This window comes from Geomonas ferrireducens (assembly GCF_004917065.1).
Lineage (GTDB): Bacteria > Desulfobacterota > Desulfuromonadia > Geobacterales > Geobacteraceae > Geomonas > Geomonas ferrireducens.
Genome location: NZ_SSYA01000003.1, coordinates 793,234 through 816,433 on the forward strand (window position 1 = coordinate 793,234; position 23,200 = coordinate 816,433).

Annotated in this window: 28 protein-coding genes; 5 read left to right on the forward strand and 23 right to left on the reverse strand. The window is 61.8% G+C overall.

Features of this window, described 5'->3' with window-relative positions; all coding sequences use genetic code 11:
- Positions 1 to 12: 12 nt before the first annotated feature.
- From E8L22_RS19335 to E8L22_RS22085, 3 genes are all read right to left on the reverse strand, one after another.
- A complete protein-coding gene (locus tag E8L22_RS19335; protein WP_136526739.1) occupies positions 13 to 288 on the reverse strand; it encodes a DUF2917 domain-containing protein in 276 nt (91 codons plus the stop codon).
- 221 nt (positions 289 to 509) lie between these two features.
- On the reverse strand, positions 510 to 1,031 hold the full coding sequence (locus tag E8L22_RS22080) for a GlxA family transcriptional regulator (RefSeq protein WP_246044803.1): 522 nt from the start codon (positions 1,029 to 1,031) through the stop codon (positions 510 to 512).
- Positions 974 to 1,504 carry a DJ-1/PfpI family protein gene (locus tag E8L22_RS22085; RefSeq protein WP_246044804.1) on the reverse strand — a complete coding sequence of 177 codons (531 nt, stop codon included), beginning with the start codon at positions 1,502 to 1,504 and terminating at the stop codon, positions 974 to 976. The genes E8L22_RS22080 and E8L22_RS22085 overlap by 58 nt, the downstream gene beginning before the upstream one ends.
- 173 nt (positions 1,505 to 1,677) lie before the next feature.
- Between E8L22_RS22085 and E8L22_RS19345 the strand changes: the two genes are divergently transcribed.
- Both E8L22_RS19345 and E8L22_RS19350 read left to right on the forward strand, forming a co-directional pair.
- On the forward strand, positions 1,678 to 1,944 hold the full coding sequence (locus E8L22_RS19345; protein ID WP_136526740.1) for a type II toxin-antitoxin system RelE/ParE family toxin: 267 nt from the start codon (positions 1,678 to 1,680) through the stop codon (positions 1,942 to 1,944).
- Positions 1,945 to 1,954: 10 nt separating this feature from the next.
- On the forward strand, positions 1,955 to 2,257 hold the full coding sequence (locus E8L22_RS19350; RefSeq protein WP_136526741.1) for a HigA family addiction module antitoxin: 303 nt from the start codon (positions 1,955 to 1,957) through the stop codon (positions 2,255 to 2,257).
- Positions 2,258 to 2,294: 37 nt separating this feature from the next.
- On the opposite strand, the gene E8L22_RS19355 is transcribed toward E8L22_RS19350, so the two are convergent.
- On the reverse strand, positions 2,295 to 2,798 hold the full coding sequence (locus E8L22_RS19355) for a ferritin-like domain-containing protein (protein WP_136526742.1): 504 nt from the start codon (positions 2,796 to 2,798) through the stop codon (positions 2,295 to 2,297).
- A 264-nt stretch (positions 2,799 to 3,062) separates the two neighbouring features.
- Here E8L22_RS19355 and E8L22_RS19360 point away from each other — a divergent pair, with 264 nt between their 5' ends.
- Complete coding sequence (locus tag E8L22_RS19360; RefSeq protein WP_136526743.1) at positions 3,063 to 4,682, forward strand: NADP-dependent glyceraldehyde-3-phosphate dehydrogenase; 1,620 nt, start codon at positions 3,063 to 3,065, stop codon at positions 4,680 to 4,682.
- 94 nt (positions 4,683 to 4,776) lie between these two features.
- On the opposite strand, the gene E8L22_RS19365 is transcribed toward E8L22_RS19360, so the two are convergent.
- The 8 genes from E8L22_RS19365 to E8L22_RS19400 all read right to left on the reverse strand — a co-directional run bounded on the left by E8L22_RS19365 (position 4,777) and on the right by E8L22_RS19400 (position 9,602).
- Positions 4,777 to 5,184, reverse strand: coding sequence for an iron-sulfur cluster assembly scaffold protein (locus E8L22_RS19365; RefSeq protein ID WP_136526744.1), 408 nt, complete (start codon positions 5,182 to 5,184; stop codon positions 4,777 to 4,779).
- Between the two features lie 251 nt (positions 5,185 to 5,435).
- A complete protein-coding gene (locus tag E8L22_RS19370; RefSeq protein ID WP_136526745.1) occupies positions 5,436 to 6,134 on the reverse strand; it encodes a cytochrome c biogenesis CcdA family protein in 699 nt (232 codons plus the stop codon).
- Entirely contained in the window at positions 6,131 to 6,511 is a 381-nt protein-coding gene (locus E8L22_RS19375) for a thioredoxin family protein (RefSeq protein ID WP_136526746.1), read from the reverse strand. Before E8L22_RS19375 ends, E8L22_RS19370 begins: the two co-directional genes overlap by 4 nt.
- A 28-nt stretch (positions 6,512 to 6,539) precedes the next feature.
- Positions 6,540 to 6,767, reverse strand: coding sequence for a thioredoxin family protein (locus tag E8L22_RS19380; protein ID WP_136526747.1), 228 nt, complete (start codon positions 6,765 to 6,767; stop codon positions 6,540 to 6,542).
- Positions 6,768 to 6,789: 22 nt separating this feature from the next.
- Positions 6,790 to 7,737 carry a permease gene (locus E8L22_RS19385; protein WP_136526748.1) on the reverse strand — a complete coding sequence of 316 codons (948 nt, stop codon included), beginning with the start codon at positions 7,735 to 7,737 and terminating at the stop codon, positions 6,790 to 6,792.
- A 10-nt stretch (positions 7,738 to 7,747) separates the two neighbouring features.
- Entirely contained in the window at positions 7,748 to 8,794 is a 1,047-nt protein-coding gene (arsB, locus tag E8L22_RS19390; protein ID WP_136526749.1) for an ACR3 family arsenite efflux transporter, read from the reverse strand.
- Positions 8,791 to 9,210: an arsenate reductase ArsC gene (locus E8L22_RS19395; RefSeq protein ID WP_136526750.1), complete on the reverse strand. Its 420-nt coding sequence runs from the start codon at positions 9,208 to 9,210 to the stop codon at positions 8,791 to 8,793. Before E8L22_RS19395 ends, arsB begins: the two co-directional genes overlap by 4 nt.
- Positions 9,211 to 9,260: 50 nt before the next feature.
- Positions 9,261 to 9,602 carry an ArsR/SmtB family transcription factor gene (locus tag E8L22_RS19400; protein ID WP_136526751.1) on the reverse strand — a complete coding sequence of 114 codons (342 nt, stop codon included), beginning with the start codon at positions 9,600 to 9,602 and terminating at the stop codon, positions 9,261 to 9,263.
- Positions 9,603 to 9,737: 135 nt separating this feature from the next.
- Between E8L22_RS19400 and pstS the strand changes: the two genes are divergently transcribed.
- Both pstS and E8L22_RS19410 read left to right on the forward strand, forming a co-directional pair.
- Positions 9,738 to 10,766 (forward strand): phosphate ABC transporter substrate-binding protein PstS, encoded by a 1,029-nt coding sequence (pstS, locus tag E8L22_RS19405; protein ID WP_136526752.1) that lies wholly within the window; start codon positions 9,738 to 9,740, stop codon positions 10,764 to 10,766.
- Positions 10,767 to 10,947: 181 nt separating this feature from the next.
- A complete protein-coding gene (locus E8L22_RS19410; RefSeq protein WP_136526753.1) occupies positions 10,948 to 11,805 on the forward strand; it encodes a universal stress protein in 858 nt (285 codons plus the stop codon).
- Between the two features lie 211 nt (positions 11,806 to 12,016).
- Here the strand turns inward: E8L22_RS19410 and phoU are convergent, their stop codons facing one another.
- The 11 genes from phoU to E8L22_RS19460 all read right to left on the reverse strand — a co-directional run bounded on the left by phoU (position 12,017) and on the right by E8L22_RS19460 (position 23,200).
- A complete protein-coding gene (gene phoU / locus E8L22_RS19415) occupies positions 12,017 to 12,688 on the reverse strand; it encodes a phosphate signaling complex protein PhoU (protein ID WP_135870393.1) in 672 nt (223 codons plus the stop codon).
- A 36-nt stretch (positions 12,689 to 12,724) separates the two neighbouring features.
- A complete protein-coding gene (pstB, locus tag E8L22_RS19420; protein WP_136526754.1) occupies positions 12,725 to 13,483 on the reverse strand; it encodes a phosphate ABC transporter ATP-binding protein PstB in 759 nt (252 codons plus the stop codon).
- A 34-nt stretch (positions 13,484 to 13,517) separates the two neighbouring features.
- A complete protein-coding gene (gene pstA / locus E8L22_RS19425; RefSeq protein ID WP_136526755.1) occupies positions 13,518 to 14,360 on the reverse strand; it encodes a phosphate ABC transporter permease PstA in 843 nt (280 codons plus the stop codon).
- Positions 14,357 to 15,319 carry a phosphate ABC transporter permease subunit PstC gene (gene pstC, locus E8L22_RS19430; protein WP_407925363.1) on the reverse strand — a complete coding sequence of 321 codons (963 nt, stop codon included), beginning with the start codon at positions 15,317 to 15,319 and terminating at the stop codon, positions 14,357 to 14,359. Before pstC ends, pstA begins: the two co-directional genes overlap by 4 nt.
- 412 nt (positions 15,320 to 15,731) lie before the next feature.
- A complete protein-coding gene (locus E8L22_RS19435; RefSeq protein ID WP_246044805.1) occupies positions 15,732 to 17,018 on the reverse strand; it encodes a two-component system sensor histidine kinase NtrB in 1,287 nt (428 codons plus the stop codon).
- A gap of 35 nt (positions 17,019 to 17,053) precedes the next feature.
- Positions 17,054 to 17,200 carry a hypothetical protein gene (locus E8L22_RS21650; protein ID WP_162604611.1) on the reverse strand — a complete coding sequence of 49 codons (147 nt, stop codon included), beginning with the start codon at positions 17,198 to 17,200 and terminating at the stop codon, positions 17,054 to 17,056.
- A complete protein-coding gene (locus tag E8L22_RS19440) occupies positions 17,197 to 17,520 on the reverse strand; it encodes an STAS domain-containing protein (protein WP_136514384.1) in 324 nt (107 codons plus the stop codon). The genes E8L22_RS21650 and E8L22_RS19440 overlap by 4 nt, the downstream gene beginning before the upstream one ends.
- Positions 17,517 to 18,470 (reverse strand): hypothetical protein, encoded by a 954-nt coding sequence (locus E8L22_RS19445; RefSeq protein WP_136526758.1) that lies wholly within the window; start codon positions 18,468 to 18,470, stop codon positions 17,517 to 17,519. Before E8L22_RS19445 ends, E8L22_RS19440 begins: the two co-directional genes overlap by 4 nt.
- Before the next feature lie 46 nt (positions 18,471 to 18,516).
- Entirely contained in the window at positions 18,517 to 19,707 is a 1,191-nt protein-coding gene (locus E8L22_RS19450) for a PP2C family protein-serine/threonine phosphatase (protein ID WP_136526759.1), read from the reverse strand.
- Between the two features lie 111 nt (positions 19,708 to 19,818).
- The gene (locus E8L22_RS19455; protein WP_136526760.1) at positions 19,819 to 20,523 is read right to left on the reverse strand and encodes a response regulator; all 705 of its coding nucleotides are present in this window, start codon (positions 20,521 to 20,523) and stop codon (positions 19,819 to 19,821) included.
- 16 nt (positions 20,524 to 20,539) lie between these two features.
- Positions 20,540 to 23,200 carry a sensor histidine kinase gene (locus tag E8L22_RS19460; RefSeq protein WP_136526761.1) on the reverse strand — a complete coding sequence of 887 codons (2,661 nt, stop codon included), beginning with the start codon at positions 23,198 to 23,200 and terminating at the stop codon, positions 20,540 to 20,542.

Genomic DNA, 23,200 nt, shown 5'->3' on the forward strand with positions numbered 1-23,200 from the left:
GGCGGCTTGCGATCAGGCGGGGCGGAAAAGCGGACGTGCCCAGGGGGTGACGACGCTGAGCGCGCCGCGGCAGCCGCGGCTCTGGATGAGGAGGGCGCAAGGAGCGAGCGCTTCCAGAAAGAGCGTCTCCCCGCTGCGTACCTTGAGCCGTGCTCCCGCCGACAGACAGTAATCGCGGGTGTCGTCGGTTCTCGTGAGCCAGAGCTTCCCAGTGGTAAGGGTAATCGACGCGATCGCGTCCCCAGGCTGCAGGGTGAGTAGCTCTCCTTTTTGCAGCTCGCAACGCATGGCAACCTCCTTTTTAAAAACAAAGGCTTATTTAACAGAGATGAAGGGGATAAAAGGGATAAATCCTTGAAAAGAAAAAGACTTTGAGGGTAAACCAAAATCCTTTCCATGTTTCTGCTTGTCTTTGCGCCTTTGCGGCTTTGCGTGAGACAGGTTTTATGCCTGTATCCCCTGCATCCCCTTCATCCCTGTTTGAATCGGTTTTAAAGCACCCCAAAGGACTAAAACCGCGTCCGGTAGGCGATCGGGGTGACGCCGACCTCTCGGATGAAGGTGCGCCGCATCTGTTCGGCGCCGGTGAAACCGCTGTCACGCGCCACCCGCTCGAGCGGCAGCGTGGTCTCCTCCAAGAGGGCGATGGAGCGCTCCAGCTTCAACTGGTCCAGGTACCTGGCCGGCGTCGTGCCGGTCTCGCGGACGAAGACCCTGGCGAAGTTCCTAGGGCTCATCGCCGCCCGGTCCGCCAACTCCTCGACGGTGACCCTGCCGCACCGGTTTTCCTTAAGCCAGGACAGAAGCGGCGCTAGCTGCCCCCCCTCGACCATCTGGGCCCTCAGCTGCGTGCTGAACTGGGCCTGCCCGCCCGGTCTCTTCAGGAACATCACCAGGCGCCTTGCCACGGCGAGCGCCATCTTCCTGCCGAAATCCTCCTCGACGAGTGCCAGGGCCAGATCCATCCCCGCGGTCACCCCGGCCGAAGTGGCCACCGAACCGTCGCGGGTGTAGATGGCGTCATTCTCCACCTCCACCTCCGGGTATTCGCGGCGCAGCGCTCCAGGTCGAGCCAGTGCGTCGTGGCGCGGCGGCCGTTTAAAAGTCCCGCCTCGGCGAGCAGGAAGGCCCCGGTGCAGACCGAGACGAGGCGCCGTGTGCGCGGTCCGGCCTGTGCCAGCCATTCGATGAGCCGCCGGTTCTTAAGCGCCACCTCCAGCGCCGCGTCCGGGCTTCCTGGAACCAGGATGGTGTCCGCGGTCTCCGGGAACTCATCCCAGGCGTGGTCCGCCACGATCCGCACCCCGGGACAGGTGGTGAAGGGACCGCTCTTCTCCGCGAGCAGCACGATCCGGTACCCCGGCTGTTCCGGCGCCGTTTCCGAAAGGCAGCGGTTCAGCATGTTGAACACCTCGATCGGCCCGGTCACGTCGAGCAGTTCCGCCCCCTCATAGGCCGCCACCGCCACGGTGCGCGCCGCATCCTTTATCTCTCTCTTTTTCATGGCCCTCTCCATGGCGCAGATAATTGCACAACCGCCCGCGCGGTTCAATGACAACGAACCTGCAGATCCTGCCAATGTAGATTTCGGCGAGGGGGTGGGAAGTGGTGAGCTATTTAATCGGGGGAGGGGAGAGGAGTTCTTGACAGGTATAAACAATCTGTTTACATTCTGCCATGATCGTATCGTTTGCAAACAAGGAAACAGAAAGGCTCTTCGCCGCGGGGAAGTCGAGAAAGCTTCCTCCGGAGATCCTTCAGCGTGCAATACTGGACAGCGCGCGCGAAGTCACTGACCTGCTGCTGCCACCGTCAAACCGGCTTGAAGCCCTTTCCGGCACAAGATCAGGCCAGTGGAGTATCAGAATCAACGACCAGTGGCGTATTTGTTTTTCATTCGCGAACGGCGAAGCAACGGTTGTCGAAATAACTGATTACCATTGAGGAAAAGATCATGCCCACCCCAAATGGCCTTCCTGCCATTCATCCCGGTGTATTCCTGAAGGAGATACTCGACGAACTCCACGTATCTCAGAATGCCTTTTCAAAGGCGATAGGCGTTTCTCCAATGCGGGTTTCGCATGTCATCAAAGGAGCGCGCCCTGTCACTGCGGAGTTGGCGCTCCTTTTCGGGAAAGCCTTAAATCAGACGCCGACTTACTGGATGAATTTGCAGACGACCTATGATCTGAAGACGGCAGAGAAGGAACTTGCCCTGAAGGTACGTCAGGTGCACCCGCTTTCGAAGGCTGCGTAGGAGGAGGCGGAGCCGTGGCTCCGCCTCGTTTGAGTCTTTACATCTTCAACGCGCCGATCATCAGCTCGTAGTCTTCCAGAAGCGACTGCAGGTCCTCCTCGTGCTCGACTTCCTGTTGCAGGATGGTGAGCACCATGTTGTAGGTGACCGGGTCCTTCTCGCGGGTCAGGTCGAGGAGTTTCTTGTACACGCTGATGGCGCACTGCTCACCCTTGATGTTCTGCTCCAGGATCTTCTTTACGAAGGGGTCGTCCGGGGCGTCGTAGCCGCAGTTGGTGAACTTGTACCACTCCTCGGGTTTTGTTACCGGCGTTCCCCCCAGCTGGATGATGCGCAGGGCAACCATGTCGGCGTGCGCCAACTCTTCGGTCGCGTGCACCAGCAGTTCGGCGCCGACGGCGTCCTTCATCGGTCCCTTCACGACCTTTGCCCCGAGCCAGTACTGGTAATAGGCGAACCACTCATCGCAGAAGGCGCGGTTCAACAGAGTGAGGAGCTCTTCCACGTCCATTCCGACAATTTCGCGTCCCTTAGATCCCATCTTGTTTCTCCCTTTGTTCAAGAAGTTTCCAGCCTGATCCTGTATGAGCGTGGAAGAGGCTGTGTCAATAGCCAAGGCTCAAACGAGTATAGCGGCGCTCTGTCAATGCGCAAATTATCGTTGAAGCAGAAACACTTCGGCTCATTAACAAGTTGACCCTCGCTCCCAGTTGGCGTATAGATTTTCGATGACTTCGTGGCTTCCCGGGACCCTCCGGTAGTGCGAAACGTTACCCGCAATAACCTCTGTCGGAAGGAAGGCAACGTGAAGAAGAAGCTCGCAGGACTGTCCCCGTTACCGCAGGAAATCCCCCCCCAGTACCGTATCGAGAACCCGATCCGCCAGGAACTCTACCTGATCGGCGGCGAGCTGCGCCGCTGGGAAGGGCCGATGCAGGAGGTGCTTTCGCCGGTACAGGTGCGAGCGGGTGAGCAGTCCGAAGCGCAAAGGGTAGGGGAGGCGCCGGCGTTGTCTGTTCCCGCAGCGCTGGAGGCGCTCGACGTCGCGGTGGCCGCGTACGATAACGGCCGGGGCGCCTGGCCCACCATGTCGGTCGGCGAGCGGATCCAGTGCGTGCAATGCTTCGCAAAGGCGGTAAAGGAGCGACGCGCCGAGGTGGTGAAGCTCCTCATGTGGGAGATCGGCAAGTCGATCAAGGAGGCGGAGGCCGAGTTCGACCGCGCGCTCGCCTACGTGAAGGACACCATCGACGCACTCAAGGAACTGGACCGCGTTTCGTCCCGCTTCGTCATCCAGCAGGGGATCATTGGTCAGATCCGCCGCGCCCCCTTGGGGGTCGTCCTCTGCATGGGCCCATACAACTTCCCGCTCTACGAGACCTTCACAACGCTCATCCCGTCGCTCGTCATGGGTAACACCATTGTGCTGAAGCCTCCCCGCTTCGGCGTCCTCATCTTCGAGCCGCTGCTGGAAGCCTTCCGCGACTGCTTTCCTGCGGGTGTCGTCAACACGGTGTACGGCGACGGCGAAGAGATCCTTCCGCCGCTCATGGCGACCGGCCGCGTCGATGTCCTCGGCTTCATCGGGACAAGCCGCGTGGCCGATGGGCTGCGCGCGAGTCACCCCCGCCCGCACCGGCTTCGCTGCGTGCTCGGGCTGGACGCGAAAAACCCCGCCATCGTCCTGCCGGACGCGGACCTGGAACTGGCGGTAGAGGAGTGCCTATCGGGTGCACTGAGCTTCAACGGGCAGCGCTGCACCGCGCTCAAGATCATCTTCGTGCACCGCAGCATCGCGGAGGGATTCCTGAAGGGAATGGCGGAGGGGATCGGTCGGCTGAAATGCGGCGTACCCTGGCAGGAGAAGGTGGCGATCACCGCACTCCCCGAGCCGGAAAAGCCGGAGTACCTGGAAGGGCTTTTGCGCGACGCGGAGAAGCACGGTGCGCAGGTGGTGAACGACTGCGGGGGAACAAGGAGCGGCTCCTTCTTCTACCCGGCGCTCCTTTACCCGGTGACGCCGCAGATGCGCGTCTACCACGAGGAGCAGTTCGGCCCGGTGGTCCCGGTGGTGGTCTTCGATGATCTGAAGGAGACCATCGACTACGTGGTCAGCTCCCCCTACGGCCAGCAGGCGAGCATCTTCGGGCGCAACGAGGACCAGTTGGCCCAGTTGATCGACGCGCTGGTGAACCAGGTCTGCCGCATCAACATCAACAGCAAGTGCCAGAGAAGCCCGGACAGTTTCCCCTTCAACGGCCGGAAAAACTCAGCCGAGGGGACCCAGTCCGTAGCGGATGCGCTGCGCGTCTTCTCCATCAGGATCGTGGTCGCCGCGAGGGAAACCGACGCGAACCGGGAGATCATCACCGGCATCGTGAAGGAGAGGAAATCCCATTTCCTCTCCACCGATTACATCCTCTGATTCTTTAAACACATGCCGCAAAAAAAACTCCGAAAGCGCCTTGAGCGTTCTCGGAGTTTTTTCTTTTGGGTGCGTTGGCTGGGGCGACCACGCCTCACGCGCCGGTCGCGAAGCAAAAGACGGGGTCTTCCTCCGAACTGCGATACTGGTGCACCGCCGTGTGCAGCGCGGTGGCTGCCATGCGGCAGCAGTACATCTTCTCCTCCGGCACACCGCCGAGGGCCGTGGCGATGGCAGCGGGGCCTATGGTCAGCACTTCGTCCAGGGACTTGCCGACGGCAAGTTCCGTCGCCACTGAGGAGGCGGCTACAGCGGCGGGGTTACCCTTGGCGAGGAAACGCACCGCTTCAACCTGCTCATCACGGATCTTGAACAGGTAGAGAAAAGCGTCCCCCTGTGAAGGATCTCCCGCCTGTACCAGCACGTCGGCGTCGGTGAGGAATCCGAGGTTGCGCGGGTTCCTGGCGTGATCCCAGATCTTGGTGCTGAACAGCTCGGCCATCATACCTCCATAGCTAGGTGCATCGGACAGGTCGGCGTTTTATCATCTAGAAATATGAATGTCAAGATATAACAGCCACGCCTGCAGTTGCGACGCTATCGACGGCGTTTTATTGGTTCTTCATGGAACTGACCCTTGGAGTACAGCTGTCCAGGAAGCGCAGCATGAGCCGTACGTTCCCCCCTTCGCCAAGGCTACGGGGGGCAGGGGGGAAGGGGGGATGCTGGATTCAGGAGTGTTGAGCCCGAAGCTCACAGCAAGGAGGCAAGCCCCTGCCAGACGAACCATCCACCCGCGATGGCGACGATTGCGCCGCTTAACCGCTTGGCCCACGTGGAGAGCCCCTGGATCCCCTTCGACTTGGCGAAGGATTCCACGAACCCGGTGCAGGTCCCGGCGAAAAGCATGAGGAGACAGTGCCCGATGGCGTAGCAAAACAGGAGGGCGATGCCGTAGAGGACCTGTGCCTTGCTCGCCACCAAGGTGAGCAGTACGACGAGCACCGGCGTCGCGCATGGGGATGAGACGATGCCGAAGAAAAGGCCGAGGATGAAGGCGCCGAAAAGCCCGGCCTGCCGCGGGCGCCACTCGGTGCGCCACGGCAGTTCGAACCGGTACATCTCCATCATCTGCAGCCCCATGAGAAGGGCGATGGTCCCCGCGATCAGGTACCACTTCCCGCCGAGGGTGCCGAACATGGTGCCGAGAAGTCCCGCCGCCGCCCCGAAGGCGGTGAAGGTGAGCGAAAGACCGAAGATGAAGCAAAGCGAGTAACGAAACGCCTTCAGCCGATCACCGTCGGCGTATCCCCCGGTGAACCCGACCACAAGTGGGATGGTGGTCAGGACGCATGGCGAGGCGGAGGAAAGGACACCGGCAAGAAACACCGCCCCGAACGCCGCGAAAGGGTAGAGCGCGATGATGCGCTCGATGTCCTCGAGCATGCTCACTTGAGCCCCGCAGCCTTGAGATCCCGGACCATTTCGGTCTTTTCCATGGATCCGATGTGGCGCTTGATCTCCTTGCCGTTTTTATCGAAGAAGACCTGGGTCGGGATCATCTGCACGCGGAACTTCTCCGCGGCCGCCTGGTTTTCGTTAACGTCGATGAAGAGGACGGAGGCCTTGCCGCGGTACTCGGCGGCGAGGTTCTCCAGGATCGGCGCCATCTTCCTGCACGGGATGCAGGTGCGGGCCCCGAGGTCGATGACGGTCGGTTTTCCGGAGCGAAGTGCACTGGCCACGGCGGCGTCCGTTGCGGAGGGTAGCTCGGCGTGGGCGAGGGCGGCGGAGGCGAGTAAAAGCGCGAGGGTGGTGGCGATTTTCATGGCGGTTTCCTTTCCGTGGTAATGGCGGCTACAGGAGCGCCATGATCTCTATGACCGACGCGGCTTTGCCGGAGAAGGCGACCTTGCCGTCGATGACGAGGGCGGGCGTGCTCATGACGCCGTACTTCATGATGGAAGGGATATCCTCGACTTTCACGACCTCGGCCTCCTTGCCGCTGTTGGCGACGGCAGTAACGGTGTGTTCGTAGAGGGTCTTACATTTGGCGCAGCCGGTTCCGAGCACTTCGATTTTCATGTCGTTCTCCTTTTCTGGGTGGTTAGAGGATGGCGTTGAAGAGATACCCCACTATCGTTATCGCTACGGCGACGATGCCGAAGAAAGTTGCCAGAAGCGGCCTTTTGAGGACGTTGCTGAGGATCACCGCCTCCGGGAGCGAAAGTGCCGTCACCGCCATCATGAAGGCGAGCACGGTCCCCATCGCCATACCCTTCTCCATGAGGGCGTGCACGATGGGGATCACCCCGGCGGCGTTACTGTAAAGCGGCACGCCGAGGGCCACCGCGACCGGCACCGCGAAAGGATTGTCGCGCCCCGCGAAGCGAGCGAGAAAGTCGGCGGGAACGTAGCCGTGGATGAAGGCGCCGAGCCCGATCCCGACGATCACGTAGGGCCAGATCTTTTTCAGAAGGCCAATGGTGTACTCCCGGGCGTAATCAAGCTTTCCCCGGAAGTCCGGTATGACGAGATCGGCCTGTCCCACCTTCATCTGCCAGACGTAGTCCTGGACGTAACGCTCCATCTTCAGTTTCCCGATGACGATGCCGGCCACGATGGCGACTACGAGTCCCGTCCCGATGTAGATGGCTGCTATCTTCCAGCCGAAGAGCCCCCAGAGCATGATGAGCGCCACCTCGTTGACCATCGGGGAGGAGACCAGGAAGGAGAAGGTCACGCCGAGCGGCACCCCGCTCTCCACGAAGCCGATGAAGAGGGGGACCGCCGAGCAGGAACAAAAGGGTGTGACGATGCCTAAAAGGGCGGCTAGCACGTTGCCGACGTACTCCCTTTTGTGCGCCAGCATGCGCTTGGTCTTCTCCGGCGGGAAGGATGAGCGGACCACCGCCACGACGAAGATGATGGAGGTGAGCAGGAGAAAGATCTTCACCGTGTCGTAGAGAAAGAAGTTGAGTGCCTCGCCGCCGCGGGAGCCGGGCACGAGGCCCAGCAGATCGAAGGTGAGGTAGTCCGCCGCTTGTTTCAGCATTTCAATCCCCCTACGCCGCCGTCATCCGGCGCTGAAACCAGAAGGCGACGTTGACGAGACCGATCATCACCGGCACCTCGACCAGGGGGCCGATGACCGCGGCGAAGGCTGCTCCGGAATTGAGGCCGAAGACCGCTACCGCGACGGCTATGGCGAGCTCGAAGTTGTTGCTCGCGGCGGTGAAGGCAAGCGTCGTGGTCTTGCTGTAGTCGGCTCCCATCCGTTTCCCCATCAGGAAGGAGACGAGGAACATGACGATGAAGTAGATGAGCATGGGGATCGCGATGCGCACGACGTCCATGGGAAGCTGCACGATCAGATGCCCCTTCAGGCTGAACATCACCACGATGGTGAAGAGGAGGGCGATCAGCGTGATGGGACCGACCTTCGGGACGAACTCCCGGTGGTAGCGCTCCTTGCCCATGATCTTCACGCCGAAAAGGCGGGTCAGGGCGCCGGCGATGCAGGGGATGCCGAGGTAGATGAAGACGCTTTTCGCGATGTCGCCTATGCTCACGTCCACAGCCACACCCTGAAGACCCACGAGGGGCGGCAGCACGGTGATGAAGAACCAGGCGTAGACGCTGTAGAAGAGGACCTGGAAGATGCTGTTGAAGGCTACGAGGCCCGCGGCGTACTCGGTGCTACCCTTCGCGAGCTCGTTCCACACCACCACCATGGCGATGCAGCGCGCGAGACCGATCATGATGAGGCCGACCATGTACTCCGGCTTGTCCGGGAGAAAGATGACCGCTAGCACGAACATGAGCACAGGTCCTATCAGCCAGTTCTGTACGAGAGACAGCGCGAGGACCTTCTTGTTGCGGAAGACCTCCGGCATCTCCTCGTACTTCACCTTGGCGAAGGGTGGATACATCATCAGGATGAGTCCCGCCGCGATCGGTATGTTCGTGGTGCCGACCTGGAAGCTGTTGACGAGTGTCTCGACGCCCGGGACGAAGTAGCCGAGCCCCACGCCGAGCGCCATGGCGGCGAAGATCCAAAGGGTCAGCCAGCGGTCGAGGAAAGAGAGTTTGCGGGAAAGATGTTCGCTCACTTGGTGCCTCCAAACGTTTCCATGATCCAGTTCTTTATTTCGTCACGCACGCGGCGAAACTGCGGCAGGACTTCCTCCTCGCTTCCCTGGACACGCGAGGGGTCGTCGAAGCCGTGGTGGGTGCGCGTGACACCTCCGATGAAGAGGGGGCACTTGTCGTTGGCGTCCCCGCAGAGGGTGATGACGTGATCGAAGCTTTGCCCCTCGAACTCATCGACGGTCTTCGAGTACTGGCCGGAGATGTCGATGCCGATTTCGGTGAGGACTTTCGCGGCGAGCGGGTTCACGCGGGTCGCTTCGGTTCCGGCGGAGAAGGCTTCCACCTTGTCTTCAAGGAAATAGTTCGCGAGCCCCTCGGCCATCTGCGAGCGGCAGGAATTGTGGGTGCAGAGAAACAGGATCTTTTTCCGGGGCATGTGCGGTCTCCAATATCCGTTCCGGCGGATATATGCGGGCAAAATTTTTTTTAGGCGCAGCTGTTGTCGCAACCGAAGCCGGCGAGGGTTTCGCGGTCGTCCGCCGAGGTGCTGGTCTTCAGGAGCTGTTTTTTCAGAAGCGGGATGAGCTCCCTTTGCGGTCCCGCGTTCTCGCGCACGGAATAATAGATCCAGAGGCCGCAGCGGCGGTCATTCACCCATCCGGTCTTCTTCAGGATGGCAAGCTGGCGCGAGATGGTAGACTGTGGGAGTTTCAAAGCGGCGATGATGTCGCAGACGCAGAGCTCACCACCCTCGCCAAGAAGCAGCGCGAGGATGCGCAGTCTGGTCTCATCGGCCAGCGATTTGTAGAGCAGCAGGATGTCGTTCATGGGTGGGGACTATATCCGTGTTGGCGGATGTAGTCAATGGTGATTTAATTGTCTTCACAGATTCTTGCTGCGGCTGTAACGAAACCGCAACATTTGGCTCCTATAGTTTCCACAAACAGACAAAGGAGGAAATGAATGATTCAGACCATCAAAAAGGCATTTTTCGCTCTCGCTTTGGTAGCCGCAGTGGGCGGCGCAGGCCAGGCAAACGCAGCAACACTCATAAACGGAGCCGGCGCAACCTTCCCGTATCCGCTGTACTCCAAATGGTTCACCGAGTACGCCAAGGTGGACAAGAGCGTCAAGTTCAACTACCAGTCCATCGGTTCGGGCGGCGGCATCAAACAGATCACCGCGCAGACCGTTGACTTCGGCGCAAGCGACAAGTTCCTCTCCGACGCCGAGCTTAAGGGCGCGCCGGGCAAACTGATCCACATCCCGACCGTGATGGGCGCCGTTGTTGTCACCTACAACCTCCCCGGCGTTCCCTCAGGCATCAAGCTGAACTCCGAGGACGTGGCCAACATCTACCTCGGCAAGATAACCAAATGGAACGATCCTCGAATCGCTGACGACAACAAGGGTGTGAACCTTCCCGCCAAGCCGATCATCGTCGTGCACCGCTCCGACGGGTCCGGCACCACCAGCATCTTCACCGACTACCTCTCCGGCGTGAATGCGGAGTGGAAGAGCAGGGTCGGCACGGGCGCCGCGGTCAAGTGGCCTGTCGGTCTTGGCGGCAAGGGTAACGAAGGTGTCGCAGGGCAGATCAAGACCACCCCGTACTCCATCGGCTACGTCGAACTTGCCTATGCCTTCGAAAACAAGCTCCCCTATGCCTCGCTGAAGAACAAGGCCGGTGTCTTCGTGGCGCCTTCCATCAAGTCGACGAGCGCTGCCGCGGCAGGTGCGGTGAAGAACATGCCGGCCGACTACCGCATCTCGCTGGTTAACCAGCCCGGCAAAGACGCTTACCCGGTGGTCGGTTTCACCTGGCTCCTCGTCTACGAAAAACAGAAGGACGCTGCCAAGGGGAAACACCTGGTCGAGTTCCTGAACTGGGCCATGACCAGGGGACAGAAGATGGCCGCCCCGATGCTCTACGCGCCGCTGCCGGACAGCGTGGTGAAGATGGTGCAGAAGACGATAAAGACCATCAAGTAGTCCGCTCCGAAAAATAGAAGGAACCATCCATCCGGGTGCACGGCATATGCTGTCACCCGGATTTTTTTATCTCTGTAAAACAGGAGCTTGCTTCATCCTCGCACTGTGATTGAGTGCATCTTCACTTGATATTTGCCTAAGAGCTTGGAGAATGTAACCAGCAGCACTAAAGGAGGCAATCATGTTCAGAAAAATGATGGTCTGCACCGATCTGACTCCTGCTTCATTTTCCCTCATCGGATGTGCAGCTCAGTTACAGCAGATCGGCACCAAAGAGATTGTCTTGGCTCACGTAGTAGAGTCCATCGCCTCAGCGGAAAGGACGCTTTTATCACAGGAATTGGAGGCTGTCTTCCGAAGGCAAAAGGAGATGCTCGAGCAGCGCGGCCTCGATGTCACCGCAGAGGTGCTTCACGGCTTGCCGGTCTCGACCCTGGATGCCGCCGCAGAAAAGCACGACGTGGGGGGCATCGTGGTCGGCTCGCACAGTAAGGCCGTTATCGCTCTTGCCACCCTGGGAAGCGTATCCGCGGCTCTTCTGGCTCTAACCCTGCGCCCGCTGCTGCTTTACCGTGTCGATTTTGTCGCTGAGGGGAGAGGGGAGGTGGAGTGCGGCAGTCTGTTCCGGCACGTCCTTTTCCCCACCGACTTCTCGGAAGCTGCGGAACTTGGGCTCGACTACCTGGGCAAGATCGCGTTGGAGCAGCACGGCGCGGAGATAACACTCTTTCACGTCCTTCCCATGGACGAGGAAGCCGAGGACGGACGAACCGAAGAGGATGCGCGGTATCTGCTGGAAGCGAAGAAAAGGCGACTGGAGCGGCTGGGGGCAAGCGAGGTAGGGATCGAACTCGTACGCGGCGAGGCGGCGGACGAAGTGATTGCAAGGGGGAAGGCCGGGCTTTATTCGCTTGTTGTCATGGGGTGCCAGGGGAAAGGGCCACTGAAGCGGGTATTGGCCGGGAGTACCGCCGAGCAGGTCACGCGCCGCATCGAAATCCCGGTGCTGCTCGTACCGGGAAAACACCACGTGGAATAGCCGTTTCGAAAAACAGCGGCGTTAACGAAAAATGCCACGGCAGCCGCCGTGGCATTTTTTTTGTTCCTTCTGGATTTGGGATAAAGGGTGATTCCCATGGCTGGAAGCATGCCGTAAATCTTTTAGCCCGCGTCCCGAAGCGCTGCATGAGCCCCAGCGTCCCCCCCTTTGCGAAGGGGGGACAGGGGGGATTTGCCTTTGGGGTGCACATTTACGCGATGGTATGCCGGATGTCCTTCCCCTTGATCATGAAGATGACCATCTCCGCGATGTTGGTGGCGTGGTCCGCGATGCGCTCCAGCCCTTTGGAGACCTGAATGATCTTCATGGCGCGGCTGATGCACTTCGGATCTCCCATCATGAAAGTCAAAAGCTCGCGCTGGATCTGCTCGTTCAGCTCATCCACGCACTGGTCGTCCTGGCAGACCTTTATGGCCAGGGCGTCGTCGCCGCGAACGAAGGCATCAAGCGCCTCTTTCACCATGTCCGAGGCCGCTTGCGCCATGCGCGGCAGGTCGATGTACGGCTTCAGGGCCGGCTCCTGGTTCAACTCCCGCGCCCTCTTGCAGATGTTGGCGCACTGGTCACCGATACGCTCAAGGTCGGTTACGATCTTCAGCGCCAGCGTGATGAAGCGCAGGTCGCGCGCGGCAGGCTGACGGCGGGCCAAAACCTCCAGGCACTTCTCGTCGATGACCATCTCGAGCGTATTGATCTCGTGATCGAAGGCGATGGTCCGCTCGGCTAGCTCCGTGTCCCGCTCGACGAGGGACTTCATGGCGTTGGCGATCATCACCTCGACCTTTCCCCCCATCTCAAGGAGCTTCTCGCGTATCTGGTTCAGCTCGTTGTCGAACTGTCTGCTGAAATGTTCTCTCTCCATGTCTTCTCCGCTTTCCTTGGTGGCGCTGCTTATGTGTTAGCCGAAACGGCCCGTGATGTAGTCCTCGGTGCGCTTCTCTTCCGGGGTCGTGAATATCTTCTTCGTTTCGCCACACTCGACCAGGTCTCCCATGTAGAGAAAGGCGGTGTAGTCGGAGACGCGGGCGGCCTGCTGCATGTTGTGCGTCACGATGATGATGGTGTAACGCTCCTTCAGCTCCTCGATCAGTTCCTCTATCTTCAGGGTCGAGATGGGGTCGAGAGCCGAGGCGGGTTCGTCCATGAGGATCACCTCGGGCTTCACCGCGATGGTGCGCGCGATGCAGAGGCGCTGCTGCTGCCCGCCGGAGAGCATCATGGCGTTACTCTTCAGACGGTCCTTCACCTCGTCCCAGAGCGCCACGCGCTTAAGGCAGCTCTCTACGATCTCGTCCGCCTCCTCGCGCGGCAGCCTTCCGTTCAGCTTGTAGCCTGCGATGACGTTGTCATAGATCGACATGGCGGGGAAGGGGTTCGGTTTCTGGAACACCATGCCGACGCGGCGCCTGATTGCGACGGGATCGACACCCCTTTCGTAGATGTCGCCGCTGTCGACGAGGATCTTGCCGGTGACCCGTGCCGATGGAACCAGGTCGTGCATCCTGTTCATGGAACGCAAAAGGGTCGACTTGCCGCACCCGGACGGCCCGATGATGGCGGTGACGCTGTTCTCCGGGAAGCTCATGTTGATGTCGCGCACCGCGTGGGTCTTGCCGAAGTGTATGTTTACTTCTTCCAGTTGTACCTTGTTGTTCATCGTATCCTCTGTCTTTCCTTGAAAACGTGGGGAGCTAGTGCGCCTGCCTGCTTCTGCTGAAGTAGCGGGCGGTGAGGCTTAAGCCGAACATGACGCTTACCAGCACGAGGGCGCCGGCCCAGGCGAGCTTGTGCCAGTCCTCGTAGGGTGCTATGGCGAAGCTGAAGATCTGCAGGGGGAGTGCCGCCATCGGCTGCATGACGTTCTTGCTCCAGAACTGGTTGCCGAGCGCGGTGAAAAGAAGCGGTGCGGTCTCGCCCGCGATCCTCGCCACCGCGAGCAGGATACCGGTGAGCACGCCGGACATGGCACTTCTGAGTGTCACCTTGAGGCTCGTGCGCCAGAAGGGGACGCCGAGTGCGAGCGACGCTTCGCGCAGCGAACCCGGGACCATCTTCAACTGTTCCTCGGTGGTGCGCAGCACGATCGGGATCATGATCATGGCGAGCGCCACCGCACCGGCAAGCCCGGAGAACCCTTTCATCGGGACCACGAGCAGCGTATAGGCGACCATGCCGGTGATGATCGACGGCGTGCCGGAGAGAACGTCCGCGGCGAACCTGATCGTCGTCGACATCTTGGAGCCGCCGAATTCGGAGAGGTAGATGGCCCCGAGGATGCCGATGGGAAGTCCGATCAGCGACGCTCCGCCGATCATGATGAGCGAGCCGAGCATCCCGTTGGCCATGCCGCCGCCCGGTTCACCGGTGGGCGCCGGGATGTGGGTGAAGAAGTCGATCGAGAGCGAACTGAGCCCCATCTTCACGATGTGTACGAAGATGAGTGCGAGCGGGATGAGGACCGCCAGGGTGCAGGCAAGCATGACGAAGCTCATCAGGTGGTTCTTCGCTTTGCGGAAAGCCATGCCGTTCATCATGCCGCACCTCCCTTCGCTTCACGCGAGACGCTCCAGATCAAGAGCCTCGCCAGTGCGTTCACGATCAGGGTAACCACCATGAGGATGAGGCCTATCTCCATGAGCGCGGAGGAGTGCAGCTTCGTGGTCGCCTCGGCGAACTCGTTGGCGATGACGCTCGGCATGGTGTAGGCCGGAGACAAAAGCGACAGCGAGATATTCGGAGCGTTGCCGATCACCATGGTGACCGCCATGGTCTCGCCGATGGCGCGGCCTAGCCCCAGGATTGCGGCGCCCAGGATGCCGGACTTGCCGTAGGGGAGGATGGCGACTTTGATGGTCTCCCAACGCGTGGCGCCGAGGGCTATCGCCGCCTCCTTCTGGCTTTGCGGTACGGCGAGGAGCACCTCGCGGGTGATCGAGGTGATGATCGGGACCACCATGATCATGAGGATGAAGATGGCGGCGAGCATGCTGACGCCGTAAGGGGCGCCCTCAAAGAGCGGGATGAAACCGAAGTGCTCGATCAGGAAGGGCTGCACCGTGGTCTGCAGCCAGGGGGCCATGACCAGCACGCCCCAGAGGCCGTAGATGACCGACGGTATCGCCGCCAGCAGTTCCACAAGCGGCGCCACGATGGAGCCCAGGCGCCCCGGCGCGATCTCGGTGATGAAGAGGGCCGCCCCGATGCTCAAGGGGGTGGCGAGCAGAAGGGCCAGCACCGAGGAAACCACCGACCCGTACAGGTAGGGGAGGGCGCCGAAGGTTTCCTGCACGGCATCCCAATCCTTCGAGCTTACGAATTTCCACCCGAACGCCTTGATGGCGGGCATGCTCTCACCGGCCATCTCGTAAAGCATGAGGGCGAGTATCGCGAGGATGCTGAAGGCGAAGAAGGTGGTGAGGTAGCGGAATACCGCGTCCCCGTTCAGCCTCTTCGCCGTATCCGGCTCACGTCTTTTCGTCGTCGCTCGTGCCACGTCTTTCTCCGTTTCACTGGTGCAGTAGGAACTGCGTACGTCAATGTCCAAGTGTTGCCTCCGGGAGCGTTTCGAGCCGCCAACCGACTGCCGCGCGGCCCATGTGAGGGGGCAGCGACCGCGTCGCGCTCGAACCTTCAATGCTCCCTAGGATGCCGGAGAAATGTTACAGCGTTGTTACAGATTGGCTAAATGTTTATGAACCTTTCACCGTTGTTTAGCCGGTTCGAAAGGAGCTCGGTGTGGGGAAGGCTGTGGTTTAAATGGTGAGTTGGCAGGAAGTTAGTCGCGCAGAAGGGGGGGGCGCTCACATCCCCTCTCCCTCTGGGAGAGGGCCAGGGTGAGGGCATTGGCAGCTGCAACTACTCACTTCGGGGCAACGCCCTCGCGCAGGCCCGGAGGGAGAGGGGAGCTAAGGGGTATCCGGTCCGGCCTGGCGCTCCGCATGATGTTCCTGGCATGCGACATCGGCCCTGGGGAGAAAGATGGTGCAGGTGGTACCCCTGCCGGTTTCGCTTTCCACCTTGATGAAGCCCCCGTGGCGTTTCACGATGCCGTAGCTGATGGACAGCCCGAGACCCGTTCCCCGGCCGACCTCCTTGGTGGTGAAGAAGGGATCGAAGATCCTGGCCCGCGTGGCCTCGTCGATGCCGGAACCCGTGTCCGAAACGGAAATGCGGACATAGGGGCCGGGCTTGGCGTAGCCGTCCACATCGTCGGCCCCGAGGACCGCGCCGTCCAGCGTCATCGTGAGCCTGCCCCCGTCCGGCATGGCGTCCCGGGCATTGGTCACCAGGTTCACCAGGACCTGCTCCATCTGCGCCTGATCCACCAGCACCGTCTGCAGCGACCGTGACGGACGCCATTCGAAGGCGACGGACTGGCCCGCCAGCCTTTCCAGCAGCACGACCACGTTTTCCACAAGCGTGTTGCCGTCCATGCGCGCGGTGTAGACGGGTTCCTGCCTGCTGTAGGCGAGCAGGTTTCTGACCAGCGCGATGGCCCGGTTCGAAGAGGTGTGGATGTTCTCGAGGAATCCCTTGAAAGGAGCGGGAGGGTTGAATTCCATCATCAGGAGATCGGTGTAGCCGATGACCGCGGTCATGATGTTGTTGAAATCGTGCGCGATGCCGCCGGCGAGGGTGCCGATCGCCTCCATCTTCTGCGCTTGGAGGAGCTGGCTTTCCATCTTCTTCAGTTCGGTGATGTCGTGGAAGGTCCAGACCCTGCCGGCAAGCTGTCCATCCTCGTAGTGCGGCCTGGAATAGCGCTCAAGCCACCGGCCGTCCCGCATCTCCACCAGGTCGTAGCTCTCGAGGTCGGGCTGCCAGTAAAGTTCGGTCACCTTCTCGAAGAAGAGGACAGGGTCGCGCACCTGGCCGAGCAGGGATATCAGCATCCGGTTCGAATCGCCCGATACCAGGATCTCCTCGTCGATCTCCCACATCTGCTGGAAGCGCCGGTTGCATGCGACGATTTCGCCCCCCGCGTCGACGGCCATGATGCCGTCCAGGGTGGCTTCGATGGTCGCTGAGAGCATCGAACTGACGTCGTTGCGCCGACTGGAAAGCCCGGCGAAACTGCGCAGTCGCCGGATCGGTACGGGAGCGATGCCGTCCGGAGGCATGGCGCCCGTGTCGGCGCTGTAATTGTCCTGGCAGTTCGTTGACCGCTCTTGCATCATTTGTTCGTTCTCCATGCTGAACCTTCCGCCGCTGCGGGCTGCGGATGCAGTCACCATTCGTTCAGGATGCGGGCCAACTGCTCGCCGTAGATCTCCACGTTGAGTTCCCGGTAGGAGTCCCGAATTTCCCGCAGCTTTTCGAGCGGGCGGTCCATGTCGTGAAAGAGCCTGCCGAACAAGTAGTTGATCGCCTTCATGCCGTCCCCTCCTTCCGCCCACCCTGAGCCTTTACCGGTGCCGCCAGCAGGAACACTCCGGTCATCTTGAACAGCATGCTGTGCGTCTGGTTCAGCCCCTCGATGCGGATTTCGGCCTTGTCGCTGATCTCCTTGAAGCAGCGCAGGATGAGGGCGATCCCCATGGAGTTGATGCGACCGGCCAGGCTGAAGTCGAACCTCGCCACCGGGTGTTTGACCTTCTTCGGGATCTCTTTCAGCGCGTCTTCGGCGTGCGCGTCGATGATCCCCTCAAGGATGAAGCAGTCCTCTTCGTTTGATACGTAATTTGCCAGATTCATGCAGCTACCTCCTCACAACGGTTCATGATGTGGAATCCCCGCGGTGCTTCGGGGGGAAGTGTCGACTTTAGATGCAGGTTGCCGCCGACCCTGGTCGAGTGGCCCGGCGTTACGGCGACGTGGAAGCGGTCCAGGAAGCGCCACACGATGAAGAGCCCACGGCCGCCGGGGTCGCCGCAATCGAGCGTCTCCTCCTCGTTTCGGGTCAGGTACTCGAGCACCTCGTCCGGGTCCAGGCTGCCCCAGTTGTCGGTAAGGGCGAGCGACAGGGTCTCACCGTCGAAACCGAAGCTGAAGACGATGTCCTCCCGCGGCAGCATGCTGCGCCGCTGTCCCTTGCTGAAAAGACGGTCCCCGCAGCCGCTCCGGGGGGCGTCGTACATCGCGTTCTCCAGGAGCTCGTCGGCGAGAAGCGCGCCTTTTTGCCTGAGCAGTTCCATCTCCTCGCCCTCGCCGTCCAGGAGCTCTTCGAGTTTCGCGATGAGGTCCTCTTTTTCGTCGCTGGAGCTCAACCGATAGGAGTGCAGCACGGTTCCCTCTTTGAGGCAGCAGGAGATGTCCCAGCCACGCTGCTTGAGCAGCATGTCGATCACGGCCGAGAGGCATGCTTCGTTCACCCCTGCTTGCCCCGGCATTATGCAGAGGTGTCTGATGCGGTCCTCGATGAGTGGCTTAAGCGGTGGTGCACAAGCCTCCCGCGAGATCAGGAGCACCTCCAGGTCCGGGTTCAGCTCGCGCAGCAAGCCGACCAGTCCCGGGTGAGGGTACGGGTACAACAGTGAGGAAATCACCGCCACGCGCAGGTCCTCCCCAATGGCGCGTATGCTATCCAGCGCCCGGGTCAGACCGTTCTCCGCGGTTACGGTCATGACGTGCGGTATCCCCCGGAAAGCCTCGTCCCATCCCTTGCGGTCCGTCTCATCGAGGCAGAGCACGGCTATCTTTTGCATTTGTTTCTCCCTGTAATTGATCATCACGCAGAACGTTGAACGGGCTCTAAGTCTCGAATCGGGCAGCCAGGGTGGTGACGTCGTCCTCCAACGCTCCGCCCCCGGTAAAGCCCGCCACGGCGCTCATGAGGTAATCGTGCATCCGCCCCACCGGAAGCTCCCTGCCGCGGACCAGAAGCTCTTCCAGCCGATCGTATCCGAGTTCCTCACCGCCTGGGGGCGTGCTCTCCACGAGGCCGTCCGTGTAAAGAAAAAGAAGGTCTCCGGGTGCGAAAGCGCTGCTCGTTTCCGGGTAGCAGGCCTCGCGGTCGAACCCGAGCGGGAACCCGGACTCCGTATCCAGCAGCTCGGCGCGCGCCGCCTCACGACGCAGCAGAAGCGGATAGTTGTGCCCGGCGTTGGCGAAGGTGATCACCCCTCGGCCCAGGTCGACGCAGGCGATCAGGCCGGTCATCAGGAGGGTGCGGCGCGCCGTGGCGAGAATGGCCCTGTTCATACCGGCCAAAAGCCCGGAAGGGGTGGTGACGCCGAGGGATACCAGGGTGTGGAGACTCGCCTTGGCGGCGGTGGTGACCATGCCCGCCTGCACGCCGTGGCCGCTTACGTCCGCGATTACCATGCCGAGGATGTTGTCACCCGCACTGAAATAGTCGAAGAAGTCACCGCCGATCTCGGAACAGGTGGCTATGCCGGCCCCGACCGTCAGGCTGCCGAAGCGATAGTCGGGCGGGGGGAGAAGGTCCTGCTGGATCTTCATGCCGAGGGCGACCTCCTCGCGCAGGCGGGAGCTCAGGCGGTCCAGCGCCCCCAGCAGCTCCTTTTGCCGTTCCGCCACCGTCATCATGAGGTCGGAAACGGATACGATGCCGCGACAGCGCCTGTCATCCACCAGGGCCAACGCCTCGGTCTGCAGGGTGGGGTCGAGCGAGAGGAGCTGCACCGCGGCCTCGTCCACGTCGAGCTCGGGCGGGAGTACGATCCGTTTTCCCTTCAGGTCCTGCATGAGGGTGAGCACCGGCTTCTTCGCGTACAGCTCCATGGCGAAGGGGCGGCTCAGCAGGGTCAGGAGCTCCTTGCGGTTCACGCACCCCCGGAAGTCCCCCTCTTCTTCGATGACTACGCTAAGCAGATCGGGGTCCCTTTGAAACAGGGCGAGCACCCCCTGCACCGGCAGGTGAGGCGGGGCTGCGACGGCACCCCTGCTTATGTCGGCCAGCCTGGCACGGCTTCGCTGCATGTGGCCTCCTCCTTAGAGATGGCCGCAGCATAGGTGAGAATTCTTGTGGTTGTGTTACGAAGGTGTGAAAGTTTTGGTGAGACTTGGGGCGGGGCTACCGGCGAAGAGCGGTTACGCCGACTTCAGCCGGTAGCCGACGCCGAGCTCGGTGATGATGTAGCGGGGGCGGGAGGGGGCGGGTTCTATCTTCTGGCGCAGGTTGCTCATGGTCACCCTGAGCACGTTCTGCTGGTCGGCGTACGTGTTCCCCCACACCTGCTTCAGGATCTGGCCGTGGGTGAGCACCATTCCCGCGTGGTTCGCCAGCAGGCGCAGCAGGTCGTACTCGGTGGGGGTGAGCTGGATCTCGACCCCGCCGCGCGTGACCTTTCTCCGCTGCAGATCGATCTCCAGCTCGTCGAAGCGGTAGACCGGCTCGGGGGCCTGCTGCAGCGAGCGGCGCAGCACCACCCTGATCCTCGCCTGCAGCTCCGCCACCCCGAACGGCTTCACCAGATAGTCGTCCGCGCCCGCGTCGAGCGCGGCGACCTTGTCGTCCTCGCGGTCGCGCACCGATAACACGATGATGGGAAGCGGTGACCATTCGCGGATCCGCCTGATCACCTCAACGCCGTCCAGGTCGGGAAGCCCGAGATCGAGCAGGATGAGGTCGGGACGCGCCGCAGCGGCGGCGGCGAGCGCCGCATGGCCGTTCTCTGCGAAGTGCAGCGAGTACTCCTCGCCCGGCAGGGCGCTCTTCAGGAAACGCAGGATGGCCGCCTCGTCGTCGACCACGAGGATGCGGGGGCGGCCGCTATCGGTTTTCACCTTTTGCATCTTTTCACCTTCCTTTTCAGATCACGGGAAGCGAGACGGTGACGCGCAGGCCGCCGCCAGAGCGGTTGTGCGCCTCGATGGTTCCCCCGTGGGCCTCGACGATGCCACGGCAGATGGAGAGCCCGAGCCCGGTCCCTCCTGCGCCTTCCGGTACCGGCACCCGGTAGAACTTGTCGAAGATGTGGGAGAGATCCCCGGCGGGAACGCCGCGACCCCGGTCGGACACCTCCAGGGTGAGCCAGTTCCCCACGATGTCGGCTGCCACCTCGACCGGGCTTGTAGGGGGAGAATACTTGAGCGCGTTGTCCAATAGGTTCACCAGCACCTGGGTCATGAGCACCATGTCCATCCGTACCGGGGGGAGCCCGGAGGGGACCGCTATGTTCACGCTGCGCCGTCCCAGATGCGGCTCCAGCACTGCCAGGGCGCACCCGACCAAGTCCTGGACGTCGGTGTGCGACTCCTTCACCTTAAGGGCACCCGATTCCAGCCGCGTCATGTCCAGGAGGTTCCCGACGAAACGGTTCAGCCTCCCCGCCTCCTCCCACGCAGCCTCCAAGAGGTCGCTTTTTGCCTCGGACGCCAGTGCGACACCCTTCTCGCGCAGGGCGCCGAGCGCGCCGGTTATGGTGACGAGCGGGGTGCGCAGGTCGTGCGAGACCGAGTTCAAAAGCGCCCGCTCCAGGCTCTCACGAGCCTTCAGGATCTGCGCCTGTTCCGCCTGCCTTGCGAACTGCGCCCGCTCCACGGCGAGCGCAGCCTGGGCGGCGTAGGCCTGCACCAGCCGACGGCACTCGGGCGAGGTGAACTCTTGCTCCTCGCGAAACCTGATGCCGATAACGCCCAGGACGTCGCCGCTTGTCTGCAAGGGGAGGTGGAGGAGCTTCGCGGAGCCAAGCGTATCCGTTCCCTTCCCCGCGGGTGCACGGTTCCTGAAGGCCCAGTCGGCGACGGCGGCCTCCTTGGCCCCCAGGGTGAACCCGCCGCTTGCCGCCTGCACCTCGAGGCGCTCCCCTTCGGAGAGAAGCACGACCACCTGCGCCTGCAGGTTCTCCTCGATGTTCCTCACCAGCGCGTCGAGGATCGCATCGAGACCGGAGACCGCAGCGAGGTCGCGACTCAGGTAGTAAAGGGTCGCGGTCTGCGCCTCCCGCTGGCGTATCGCCTCGGCCCGCTCGCGCGTCTGCGAAACCAGGGTGCTGATCACGACGCCGACTACGAAAAGCGCAAGGAAGGTGATCAGGTACTGCGTGTCGGAGACGGCGAAGGTGAACCTCGGGGGGACGAAGAAGAAATCGTAGGCGAGGACGCTCAGAAAGGCGGTGAAGGTCGCCTCCTGGCGCCCTAAGCGCAGCGCCGCCAGCACCACGGCCAAGAGGTAGATCATCACGAGGTTCGTAGGCGCGAGGAAGGCGTGGACCGGCTGGCATAAAAGCGAGGCGGCCAGCACGAGCAAAAGGCTCTTCAGGAAGCCGGAGAGCGGTGGGCGCTTCCGGCGCAGCACCCCCTCCTTCTTCGCCGCGTCGGCCGGCGCGATGCTGACCACGTAGACGTCGATGCTGCCGGAAAGGCGGATCATCTGGTCCACGAGGGGGGTGCGGAGAAACTCTCGCCACCTCGGCTTGGTCGGTTTCCCCACCACGATCTTGGTGACGTGGTTCTTCCTCGCGTAGTCGATGAGTGCCTCGGGAACCGAGGCGCCGGTGAGGGTCGCCACCTGGGCGCCCAGGCTCTCGGCGAGGCGCAGGTCCTTCCATACCCGTTCCCGGTTCTCCTGGAGCTGCTTCCCGGCGCCCGGCGTCTCGACGTAGACCGTGTGCCAGGTGGACTTAAGGTCGTCGGCGAGGCGCCTCGTGGTGCGGATCAGGGTCTCGCTGAAGGGGCTGCCGCTCACGCAGACGAGGATGCGCTCCGCCACCGGCCAGGGACCGGGGATGGAGCGGGACTCCATGTAGGCGCGCACCTGGTCGTCGACGCGCGCGGCGGCGCGGCGCAGGGAGAGCTCGCGCAGCGCCATCAGGTTTCCGGGCTTGAAGAAGTTCTCCGCGGCGTGCGCCGCCTTTTCCGGGATGTAGACCTTCCCCTCTTTGAGGCGCTGCAAAAGGTCCTCGGGGGGGATGTCCACCAGCCGGATCTCCACGGCCTGGTCGAGGATCGAGTCGGGGACGTTCTCCCTGACCACGACCCCGGTGATCTGCGCCACCACGTCCCTCAGGCTCTCGAAATGCTGGATGTTCACCGTGGTGTAGACGTCGATCCCGGCGGAAAGGATCTCCTCGACGTCCTGCCACCTTTTCGGGTGACGGCTTCCGGGGGCGTTGGTGTGGGCGAGCTCATCGACGAGGACGATCTGCGGCCTGCGCGCGAGCACCGCGTCGAGGTCGAGCTCGGGAAGGGCGACGCTGAGGTACTCGACCTGTACCCGGGGGACCACCTCGAGCCCCTCGAGCAGGAGGTCCGTCTCGCTGCGGCCGTGGGATTCCACGTACCCTACCACCACGTCCCGGCCGTCGTGCAGGCGCTCGTGCGCGGCCTGCAGCATGGCGTAGGTCTTGCCGACCCCGGCGGCGTAACCGAGGAAGATCTTCAGCTTCCCCTTCGCGGCCTGGGCCTCCTCGGCCTGCGCCACCTTTAGCAGCGTCTCCGGTGAGGGTCTTGATGTCTCGTCGTCTCGCAT